At 73.7% G+C, this 10,104-nt stretch carries 9 protein-coding genes and 2 pseudogenes; 2 read left to right on the plus strand and 9 right to left on the minus strand.

Annotated features, from left to right (window positions below; all coding sequences use genetic code 11):
• The coding region (locus tag AOK11_RS34360; RefSeq protein WP_055597579.1) for a carboxyl transferase domain-containing protein at positions 1-1,399 on the minus strand (1,399 nt) is incomplete at its 3' end.
• Positions 1,392-2,864 carry an acyl-CoA synthetase gene (locus AOK11_RS34365; RefSeq protein ID WP_055597580.1) on the minus strand — a complete coding sequence of 491 codons (1,473 nt, stop codon included), beginning with the start codon at positions 2,862-2,864 and terminating at the stop codon, positions 1,392-1,394. The genes AOK11_RS34360 and AOK11_RS34365, both read right to left, overlap by 8 nt.
• Positions 2,865-3,172: 308 nt before the next feature.
• Between AOK11_RS34365 and AOK11_RS34370 the strand changes: the two genes are divergently transcribed.
• On the plus strand, positions 3,173-4,450 hold the full coding sequence (locus AOK11_RS34370) for a lanthionine synthetase LanC family protein (protein WP_055597581.1): 1,278 nt from the start codon (positions 3,173-3,175) through the stop codon (positions 4,448-4,450).
• A 206-nt stretch (positions 4,451-4,656) separates the two neighbouring features.
• On the opposite strand, the gene AOK11_RS34375 is transcribed toward AOK11_RS34370, so the two are convergent.
• On the minus strand, positions 4,657-5,766 hold the full coding sequence (locus tag AOK11_RS34375; protein ID WP_240497604.1) for a MerR family transcriptional regulator: 1,110 nt from the start codon (positions 5,764-5,766) through the stop codon (positions 4,657-4,659).
• A 183-nt stretch (positions 5,767-5,949) separates the two neighbouring features.
• Here AOK11_RS34375 and AOK11_RS46940 point away from each other — a divergent pair, with 183 nt between their 5' ends.
• Positions 5,950-6,138, plus strand: coding sequence for a hypothetical protein (locus AOK11_RS46940; protein WP_055597582.1), 189 nt, complete (start codon positions 5,950-5,952; stop codon positions 6,136-6,138).
• A 178-nt stretch (positions 6,139-6,316) separates the two neighbouring features.
• Here the strand turns inward: AOK11_RS46940 and AOK11_RS34385 are convergent, their stop codons facing one another.
• The 6 genes and pseudogenes from AOK11_RS34385 to AOK11_RS34410 form a co-directional block, all read right to left on the minus strand.
• Positions 6,317-6,967 carry a hypothetical protein gene (locus AOK11_RS34385; protein WP_055597583.1) on the minus strand — a complete coding sequence of 217 codons (651 nt, stop codon included), beginning with the start codon at positions 6,965-6,967 and terminating at the stop codon, positions 6,317-6,319.
• On the minus strand, positions 6,933-7,778 hold the full coding sequence (locus AOK11_RS34390) for an FkbM family methyltransferase (protein WP_055597584.1): 846 nt from the start codon (positions 7,776-7,778) through the stop codon (positions 6,933-6,935). The genes AOK11_RS34385 and AOK11_RS34390 overlap by 35 nt, the downstream gene beginning before the upstream one ends.
• 101 nt (positions 7,779-7,879) lie before the next feature.
• Positions 7,880-8,128: pseudogene (locus tag AOK11_RS34395) on the minus strand (Trm112 family protein); the annotation flags it as partial.
• The gene (locus AOK11_RS34400; RefSeq protein ID WP_055597585.1) at positions 8,125-9,057 is read right to left on the minus strand and encodes a DMT family protein; all 933 of its coding nucleotides are present in this window, start codon (positions 9,055-9,057) and stop codon (positions 8,125-8,127) included. The gene AOK11_RS34400 and the pseudogene AOK11_RS34395, both read right to left, overlap by 4 nt.
• A gap of 27 nt (positions 9,058-9,084) precedes the next feature.
• Entirely contained in the window at positions 9,085-9,822 is a 738-nt protein-coding gene (locus AOK11_RS34405; RefSeq protein ID WP_055597586.1) for a class I SAM-dependent methyltransferase, read from the minus strand.
• A pseudogene (locus AOK11_RS34410) lies at positions 9,819-10,104 on the minus strand (condensation protein); the annotation flags it as partial. The pseudogene AOK11_RS34410 and the gene AOK11_RS34405, both read right to left, overlap by 4 nt.

The following is a 10,104-nucleotide window of genomic DNA, read 5'->3' on the forward strand; positions in this document are numbered from 1 at the left end:
GCTCCTGCTCCTGCTCCTGCTCCTGGTAGTGGTGGCCGACGATGCCCCGTACGACGCCCAGGTCCACCAGGTCCTGCGGGCGGACGCGGAGCTGGTCCGCCGTGGCCTCCACCTCCTCTGGGGGGCGTTTGAGGATCGCCGCCGCGAGTTCCGGGGCGATCACCGAGAAGTAACTGTCGGGTGTGGCCCAGGTGTTGCCCGGGGCCGCCAGGGCCAGGGCGCCGCCGGAGCCGCCCTCGCCGACGACGAGCGTGGTGACCGGGGTGCGGGCGGCGGCCACCGCGGCGAACAGGCCGGCGATGGCCGCCCCCGCCCCCTGCCGTTCCGCCTCCGCGTCGTTGGCCGCGCCCGGGGTGTCCACCAGGGTCAGCACCGGGATGCCGAGCCGGTCCGCGAGCCGGATCAGCCGGGCGGCGGTGCGGTACCCGGCGGGACGGGTGGCCGTGCCGGTCTGTGCTGCGTAGGCGACCGTACGGCCCTCGTGCTCGCCGAAGCCGCAGAGCATGCCCTGCGGATCGGTGCCGCCGCAGCGGTCGCCGTCGAGCGCGACGCGGTGGGTGAAATAGGCGTCCAAGTAGTCCTGTGAGTGCGGGCGTTCGGAGGACCGGGCACGCCGTACGGCGTCCCAGCCGGTGGCCGGAAGGTCGTCCGGGCCCGTGCCCAGCGGATGCGGCGGGGCGGCCGGGGTCGCGGACGGGCGGGTCAGCAGCCGCAGCCACCGGCCCAGCGTGCCGCGCAGCTCCTCCGGCGGGACCACGGCGTCCGCCGCCCCCGCCGCCACCTGCGCCTGGGCCGTGTAAGCCGCCGGATCGGCGTCCGCCGGGCGGACCCGTGAGCCGGCGAAGCCGACCTGCGCGCCGGGCAGCGCGAGGACCACGTCGGCGCCCGCGCCCAGGGTGGCCCAGCCGCCGCCCGTCGTCGGGTCCCGGAGCACCGCGATCTGTGGCAGCCCGGCCTCCCTGGTGAGCACCGACTCGCGGGCCACCCGCTGGAGTTGGGTGAGCGCGAGCATGCCTTCCTGCATCCGGCTGCCGCCGGTGGCGATCAGCGGGACCACCGGCAGCCGGTGCGCGCGGGCATGCGTGTACGCCGCCACCAGCCGGTCGCCGGTGCGTTCGCCGAGCGAGCCGCCGAGGAAGCCGAACTCGAAGGCGATCAGTACGGCCCGGACGCCCTCGACCAGGGCGGTGCCGCAGACCACCGACTCCTGCTCGCCGGTGCGCTCGGCCGCACGGGCGCGGGCGGCGTCGTACCCCGGCCAGCCGAACGGGCCGTCGGGGGCCGGCTCGGCGGACTCGGCGGAATCGGCCGACTCCCGTATGGACTCGGGGAGTTCGGCGAAGGTCGCCTCGTCGGTGACGAGGGCGACGGTCTCGCGTGCGGTGAGCCGGTCAGTCATGGGGCAGCGCCCGCTTCATGATCTTCCCCATGTCGTTGCGGGGCAGTGCGGCGAGGTGGTGGAGCACCCGAGGGCGCTTGTGCGGGGCCAGGCGGGCGGCGACATGAGCCGCCAGCTCCTCCAGCGTGGGCGGGTTCTGATGGACGGCCGGGACGACCCACGCGACGATCCGCTCGCCCAGGTCGGCATCCGGCTCCCCGGTCACCGCGGCCTCCCGGACACCGGGGTGTTCCAGCAGCGCGTTCTCGATCTCACCGGCGCCGATCTTGTAACCCCCGCTCTTGATCAGGTCGGTGGCCTTGCGGCCGACGATGCGGACGTAACCGTCGGCGTCGCGCACCGCCATGTCGCCGGTGCGGAACCAGCCGTCGGCGGTGAAGGCGCCCGCGGTGGCGTCCGGCCGGTTCAGGTACTCGGTGAACAGGTTCGGGCCGCGGACCTGGATCTCGCCCACGGTCTCCCCGTCGTACGCGGCCACCGGGGCCCCGTCCTCCTCCACCAGCCGCAGCTCCACGCCCGGCAGCGGCACGCCCACGGTGCCGGGCCGGGCCTCGCCGTCCGCACGGACGCTGGTGTTCATCAGCGTCTCCGTCATGCCGTACCGCTCGATCACCCGGCGTCCGGTGGCCGCCGCGATCCGCTCGTGGTCGTGCACGGGCAGCGCCGCCGACCCCGACACCAGCAGCCGCGCCCCGGCCAGCGCCTCGGCCAGCTCCGGCTCGGTGGGCAGCGCCTCCGCGACGCGGTGGTACATCGTGGGCACGCCGAACAGCATGGTCGCGCCGCCGCTCAGCTCCCGGGTCACCCCCTCGGTGGTGAACCTGCCGAGGTGACGCACCGAGCCGCCGCGGCGCAGCGGGCCCAGGACGCCCAGGACCAGCCCGTGCACATGGAACAGCGGGAGTCCGTGGACGAGGACGTCGTCGCCGGTCCACTGCCAGGCGTCGGCGAGCGCGTCCAGGGTGGTGGCGATCGCGCGACGGGGGATGACGGCGCCCTTGGGCGGGCCGGTGGTGCCGGAGGTGTAGACGACCAGGGCCGGGTCCTCGTCGTCCGCGCGGCCCTCGGGGAGGGCGCCGGGGAGCGTGCCGGGGGCGCGGTCGGCCGGGTCGACGTCCAGGCGGGCCAAGCCGGCCAGGGCCTCCGGGAGGTCCTGGCCGGGCGCGGCGAGAACCAGGTCCGGGGTGCTGTCGGACAGGATGTGATCGAGCTCCGTGGCGCCCGACTTCGGGTTCAGGGGCACCACGGTCACCCCGGCGAGCAGCGCCGCGGTGACCGCGACCGCCGTCTCCAGCGTCGGGGTCGCCCAGACGGCGACCCGCCGCGCCTCCCGGACGGCCCCGGCCACCGGGCCGGTCGCGGCGGCGAGTTCCCCGTACGTCAGTGAGCGCTCGCCGAACCGGAGGGCGGGTCGGCCGGCGGCAGGGCCGCCGCCGTCGGTCAGGGCCGGGAAGAGAGAGGACACGCGGCGTACTCCTTGGGTGTCGTTACCGGGCTTTACCTCTGAGCGTGGACACCTTAGACATGGGGCCCTGCGGTCCGGAGGAAGAGATGTTGCACATGGTGACGAAGACGTACTCGGCGGAGTTCAGGGCTGTCGGCAGAACGGTCGCGGTCCACCAAGCGCTGAGCTTGCTGCCGTGACACGTATCGGGGCGCCATGCGCTGGTGGCGGAGAAACCGACGGAGGTTCTGCCCTTTGGGCTCTGGCTCTTTACCGGTGCGGGAAGAGGGGCTGGGTGAGTTCCACGCTGCATGCCACAGTGGGGCGCTATGAAAGCGGCGGAAGCGATGAGCACGGCGGTGGGCGAGGTCGAAGCGTTGACAGCGGATGCTTTGCGCTGGCTCCTCGGGAATGCGCGGGAGGCCGAGAGCAAAAGCCTTGCCTGGTCCGCCACGCCTACCGATGACGAGCTTGATCCCACGCTCTACAGCGGCACGGCCGGTGTCATCCCCGTCCTCCTTGAAGCATGGCGGCACTTCGGCGACGACCGGTACGGCGACGCCGCCCTGCGCGCCGCCCGCAGTGTGTCCGATGCCGTCGATTGCCGGGAGGACAACTCCCTGTACAGCGGCCTGACCGGCTTGGCGTTCGCGTTGAGAGCCGTCCACGACGAACTCGACGCTCCGGACGCCGCTGCCGCGGCGAGCCGGGCTCTGGAACTGGTGCGCGCGCGCTTCGACGGGACACGCTGGGGTGATTGGTTCGAACTGCTCGGAGGCAACGCCGGCATCGGCCTCGGCGCACTGGCCGCGGGGGATACCGACCTGGCCGTTCTCGCGTTGGAGCCCTACCTGCGCACCGCCGAGCAGACCCCGGCAGGTGTTCACTGGGAGGTGCTCAAGGGCAGGGTTTCGCGGTTCCACCACCTCGCGCACGGCACGCTCGGCATCGTGTACGCGCTGGCCCGCATCGGTCGGGCCGCCGACCGCGCCGACTTCGTCGAGCTGGCGCGAGCGGGCGCCGCGGACGTCGTGGCACGAAACGAGGCCGGCCCGGCCGGTTTTCTCGTTCCCCACTCCGACCCGCAGGACTATCCCGAGGTCACCGCTCGCTACAACTACGGCTGGTGTCACGGCCCGGCAGGCGACGCTCAGGTCTTCCGGCTGCTTCGCGAAGTCTTCGACGACTCTGCCTGGCAGGATCTTGCCGATCGCTGCTGGTACACGGTGACCCGGTCCGGCCTGCCACGCCGGCTGCGCCCCGGTTTCTGGGACAACAGCGGTCGGTGCTGCGGCACGGCCGGTGTGCTGGCTCTCGCTTGTGACCGGATGGCCGAGCAGGGCGACCCCCCGGACTTCGCGCGGCTCCTCGTCGCGGACATCTTCTGCCACTCGATCCGGGACACCAACGGCGTGCGATGGTCGAACCTCGAACACCGGGCCTCACCGAGTGTTCTCGAACCTCGCACCGGTTGGGCCATGGGCAATGCCGGCATCGTGCGCGAGTTGCTGCGCTTCCTACGCATAAGCCGGGGAGCGGATCCGGCTTATGCGGTCACCTGGCCGGATCAGCCGGCAGTTCGGAGCGGCCCGAGCCGGGGCTGTTGAGGCCCTCGAAGAGCAGCATCAGGCCGCCACCGCACCGGTCCACGACACCTGTCGCGCACACCCGGCACCCACCGGTGCAGGCTGCTGAGCCGGCAGTCGTGATGCTCTCCGCACGCACAGGAAGCTCAACTCCGAGAGGAAGTGACGAGCCTGTCCTGCGCACGACGGCAGGAGCCCCGGGCGCGAAAACGCGCGCCTGCCGTGGGTCAGGGGGCCGGTTCCACCACGTCCGCCACCACGCAGCTGATGTTGTCCGGGCCGCCGGCCTCGTTGGCCGCGGTGATCAGGGTGTGGACCGCCTCGTCCGGGGCCGGGGCGGCGGTGAGGAGGCGCTCGATCGTGTCGTCGGGGACGACCGCGGAGAGGCCGTCGGAGCAGAGCAGGTAGCGGTCGCCGGCCTGGGCGTCGTGGAGGCGGAGGTCCGGGGTTGTTGTTGTCTCCTTGCCCGTGAGGGCCTTCAGGAGGAGGGAGCGCTGGGGGTGGCAGGCCGCTTCCTCCGGGGTCAGGCGGCCCTCGTCGAGCATCGACTGGACCACGGTGTGGTCGTGGGTGATGCGGAACAGGCTGCCGTCGCGCAGGAGATACGCACGCGAGTCGCCCAGGTGGACCAGGGCCAGGCGTGAGCCCGTCCACAGGAGGGCGGTCAGGGTGGTGCCGACCCCGTCCGTGCCGTCCGCCACGTCGCGGACCGCGCGCGCCGCGCCCTGTACCGCGTCCTCCAGGAGGTTCAGGACACCGCCCGCCGGGATCTCCGGCGTGTCCAGGAACCGCAGCGCCTCCACCGCGGCGCTGCTCGCCGGCGCGCCCGCCGGTCCGAAACCGTCGGCCACGGCCAGCAGCCTGCCGCCCGCATACGCGGTGTCCTGGTTGGCGGGGCGGACGCGGCCCCGGTCGGAGTGGGCGCAGTAGCGCAGCTCCAGCGCAGTGGCGTTCATGGTGGGGTCCCCTCTCGATTCTTCCGTCAGGTGATCGACCAGGAACGCGGCGAGGTCCCGCCGTACGGCCGTTTCCGCCTCCACCCGGGCCCAGTGGGCGCGGATCTCCCGGGCGGCCGCCGCCGGTCCGAGGGCGCAGACGTGACGGATCTCGGCCAGCGGCATGCCCAGCCGTCGCAGCCACGCCACCAGCCGGGCCCGCTCCAACTGCCCGGCCGCGTAGTAGCGGTAGCCGGTGTCCGGGTCCACCCGGGCGGGCCGCAGCAGGTCCAGCTCGTCGTACAGGCGCAGCGCTTTCGGCGACAGCCGGCACGCCTTCGCGAACGCGCCGATCGTCAGCGTCTCCTCCATCGGGCCCCCGTGCACCTCGTTGTTCCGCATTCCCGATCCTGTTCCTGTTCCGCCACCGATGCTGGGGCTTCACCGAAGGGGAAGGTCAAGCGGGCTGTTCCGTTTCCCGTGGTGGTGGTCGGCCTGCCGGCCGATCGGACGTTCGTACGGGGAGGGAGCGCACCGTGCCCCGTATGGCGCTCGTGACCTGCCGGTCCGGTCCGGAGGTCGCAGGTGCGGCCCTCTGCGCGCGGCATCGGCACCGCCGGTGAGCGGGCGCTGCAGTTCTTCGGCGGGCACCTGTCGCACGTCGGCCGCGAGGGCGCGGTGCTCGCCTCCGGCACGCCCTGCGACCAGCGCAAGACCGCCCACCCCGGGCTGACGCCCTGGACCGCGTCCCCGGCCGAACTCGACGTCGCCTAGCGGGTACTGGCCGCAGTGCCGGGAGCTGCCGTACCGGGGACGGCGGAGCTGCCGCACGCGCGGGTGGACCTCGTCGGCGGGGACGACGGGCAGCCGCGGGGGAGGGAACCGGAACCGGTCGGGCCCCGTCTGTTCCTGTTCCTGCGCACCGGGTCGATGCCCCGGGTGGTGGACGCGATCATCCGGGCGGCGGCGGTTCGCTGAGCGGAGGGCTGACGGGCGGATCGCCGACCGCGGTCCGTTGCAGCAGGCCCCAGGTGAACTCCGCGACCACCTCGTGCCGCCCGCCCCGCGCGTCCGGCGCGACGAAGGCGAGGCCCCACCGGGTGGGGGCGGTGCCCTCGAGCGGGCGGGCCGGGGCGAAGGCGCGGGCGGCCTCGTCGACCGTGCAGGACCAGGGCGTCAGGTCCTCGACGGTGCGCAGGACGGGCGGGGCGGCGTCGGGCGCGCGGACCAGCCACTCGTTCCAGACGGTGCCGTCGGGCGCGGTGAGGATCTCGAAGCGGAGGTCCGGCCAGAGCGGGAGCCGCCACCGCCACGCCTCGCAGTCGAGGTCGCCGATCCGGCGCCGGGCCCGGGACTCCGGCTCGCCGAGCACGGAGAGGTACCTGGAGCGGGCCGAACGGGAGCGCGGCGAGCGGACCGCGGCCTGCCAGCGCTTGTTCGCCTCGCGCATCCCGGCGAGGGAGACCCCCAGTTCGTGACGGGCGTCCTCGACCAGGCCGGGCTGGTGGTCGGCCATGCGGCGCAGCAGGACGAGCTGGAGGTCGAGCGGGGTGAACGGGCCGGAGGGGCTACCGGGGGGATTCGCGGGAGGCACGGGAACCATCGTCGCTCACCGGGGGCGCTCCGGGGCGGCGGCCGTCCGGGAGGAAGAGCACCGAGTTCACATAGCGCGGGCCCCTGAGCGCGCCGTGCGGCAGGACGCGGCGGAGCAGACCGTGGGAGACGACGTAGGAGGTCCTGGCCTGGTGGGCCTCCAGGGGGAAACGGGCCAGCGGGACCCAGGCGTCGCCGGGCAGCACCCAGCCGTCGTAGCCCAGCAGGGACAGATAGGTGACCACGGGCGCGACCGGCTGGATGCGGGACTCCAGCTCCACGAAGAGCGCCGGGCGGTCGCGGGCGAGGATGCCGGTGGCACCGCGCAGCACCGCCGACTCGTTGCCGTCCACGTCGATCTTGATGAAGCCGACGTCCTTCAGGTTCAGTTCGTCCAGCGTGACGCAGGTGACGTCCAGGGCGTGGCCGTGGATGTCCCGGCGGACCAGGGAGGACACCCCCCGGTCGCCGCCGTCGTCCGGCGGCAGCCACAGCCGGGCGATCCCGGCGCGGTCCGAGGCCGCCGCGCGGACCACGCGGACGTTCGGCGGGGCGCCGGAGGTGAGCAGCCGCGCCAGATGGGGGACCGGTTCGACGGTCACCACCTGGCGGGCGCGCCGGGCCAGCCGGTGCGTCCAGGGGCCGTACCAGCCGCCGACGTCGACCGCCGTGCCGCAGTCCGGCGGGCACAGGTCGTCGAGCCGGGCCAGCTCGGGCTCGAAGCGCGGGTAGACCGCGCGGGCGGCGGCGGCCACGACCCGGGTGGGCAGGACGGACGCCGCGCGGGCGGCGAGCGTGACCCTGGGACGGCCCTTCGTCATGTGGTCGCCCCCGGAGTGCCGGGACGGCGGGTGTCGTTCCCGGACGTGTGGTCCTCTGCCATGTGCTCCTCGGCCATGTTCCCCGCGGTCATGTGGGCCTCGGACACACGTGCCAGCAGTGTCTCGTGCTCCTCGTCCGAGACCTGTTCGCCGGAGGACGGGAGCAGTTGCGGGATGCCGTCGATGATCGGGTAGCGGCGGCGCAGGCGCGGGTTGTACAGCGCTTCCCCGGCTCCGTCCACCGCCGCTGTGCCGTCCTTCCCGGCAGCGGCAGTGGCGGGGAGCAGGTGCAGCGGGCCCTTGTCGAGCGGGCAGGCCAGAATCCTCAGCAGCGGGTCGTCGGGCTTCACGGGGGCGTCAACTCCTTGTTCTCGGTCTCGGTCTCGGTCTTGGTGCTCGGTTGCGAGGTGGTGTCGTGTTTCGGCATGGCCAGCAGCACGGTGACCGCGAGCACCGTGCCCGCCACGCGCAGGGCCAGCCGCAGGGGTTCGTCGGGGAGTTCCTCGCCGAACGACAGCGTGCCGAGCACCGCCGTGTACAGGCACGTCACGGTCGTGCACACCGGAACGATCAGCGAGGCCCGGCAGCGCTGGAGCGCCGCCTGCGACAGCACCAGGCCGAACGCGCCGGTGAACAGCAGCAGATACGGGTAGGGGGAGCGCAGCAGGCCGAGCAGCGCGTCGCCGATGCCGCTGGTCGTCAGGTGGCTAGACACCCCCTTGATGGCGAGCGAGCTGACGCCGTAGAGCAGGCCGACGGCGACCCCGTACTCGACGCCGGTGGTCGGCATCCGGTGCCGGCGCCGGGCGCGGCGCTCGGCGGACCGGTAGAGCCACACCCCGGCCGCCAGCGACGGCACGCACACCAGCAGGATCAGCGGGTACGGCGCGTCCCGGCCGACGGTGTCGGCGCCCGCGCCGCCCTCCTTCAGCGACAGCACCACCATCAGCAGCGCGAGCAGGATGGCGCCGAGCGCGTACCGTTCCCGGCCGGTGGTCTCCTCGCCGAGCAGCCGCGCCGACAGCATCACCAGGAGCACCAGGCCGGAGACGAACAGGCCCTGGGCGGCGGCGATCGGCAGGGTCCGGTACACGGCGAGCTGTGCGCCGAAACCGGCGGCGAGGGACAGCGCGCCGGCGATCCACAGCGGGCTGCCGAGCACCAGCCGCAGCAGCCGCGCCGGCCGGTGAACCGTTACTTCGGGCAGGGTGGCGAGCGCCCGCTTCTCCAGGACGAACCCGCCGCTGTACAGGACGTTCGACACCAGGGCAGCGGCCACTCCCCACCACATCGTCCCCGGCCCCCCTTACGTCCGGCGCGCGTGCAGCAGCAGGATCGACGCGAGCGGCGGCCGGACGCAGGCCAGCCGGTCCAGCATCCGCAGCGGACGCGGCACCCCGTGGAACGGAGCGCCTTCGAGACGTACGACGGTGAAGCCGGACGCGGCGACGAACTCCCGCAGCGCGCGGGCGGTGTAGAGCCGCAGGTGCCCCACCACCTCCGAACCCGGCCTGCCGTGGATACCGCGCAGGCTGACCTCGGAGAACACCGGCTGCACCCCGGCCAGCAGCAGCGCCCGGTTGTACCAGGCGGCCAGATTGGGGGTGGACAGCATCAGATGGCCCCCGGGGCGCAGCACCCGGTGGATCTCCTCCAGGGCCGCGTCCGGGTCGACGAGATGCTCGATCACCTCGCTGAACAGCACCGCGTCGGCCGATCCGGACGCGAACGGCAGTCCGCCGTCGGTGAGTTCGCCGCGCACCGCGTACGGCATCCGGGTGCGGGCCCGCGCCAGGGCGTCCTGGGACCAGTCGACGCCGACGAGCCGGTGGCCCTGCAGGAGGGGCGCGGCGGTGGCCGCGGCGGAGCCGTCGCCGCAGCCGATGTCGAGGATCGTGCGCGCGCCCCCGGCACCGGCCGGACCGAGCGCCCCGGCGAGCATCCGGGCCTGGCGGAGACTGCGGGAGGGGCCCGAGGCCACGGGGACGGCGGGGTTCTCGTAGAAGTCGCGCAGGTCGCGGGGCGGGGGCGCGGTGGTGGTCACGGGGTCGCCTCCGTGGAGTGCAGATGGTGTGCGAACAGGTCGCGGAGGTGGGCGCCGTCGTCGTGCCCGAGCAGTGCGCGGGACCAGCGCACGGCCAGGTGCAGCCGGCCCGCGGTGGACGCGGTGGTGAAGGTGAGGCCGCGGGGCATCCGGGCGGGAGCCGAGAACCACACCGCGTGCGCGCACCCGGCCTCCTCCCCGAAGTCCAGCGGGTACGGGATGCGGCCGATGTTGCTGAGCAGCGTCGTCGACGTCCAGGGCGCCGCCGCCCTGCGCAGGGCG

The organism is Streptomyces hirsutus (assembly GCF_001418415.1).
GTDB lineage: Bacteria > Actinomycetota > Actinomycetes > Streptomycetales > Streptomycetaceae > Streptomyces > Streptomyces hirsutus.

Coding starts and splice junctions, on each gene's coding strand:
- AOK11_RS34370 (WP_055597581.1), top strand. CDS start 3,173: ATGAAAGCGGCGGAAGCGATGAGCACGGCGGTGGGCGAGGTCGAAGCG.
- AOK11_RS34375 (WP_240497604.1), bottom strand. CDS start 5,766: ATGCGGAACAACGAGGTGCACGGGGGCCCGATGGAGGAGACGCTGACG.
- AOK11_RS34385 (WP_055597583.1), bottom strand. CDS start 6,967: ATGGTTCCCGTGCCTCCCGCGAATCCCCCCGGTAGCCCCTCCGGCCCG.
- AOK11_RS34390 (WP_055597584.1), bottom strand. CDS start 7,778: ATGACGAAGGGCCGTCCCAGGGTCACGCTCGCCGCCCGCGCGGCGTCC.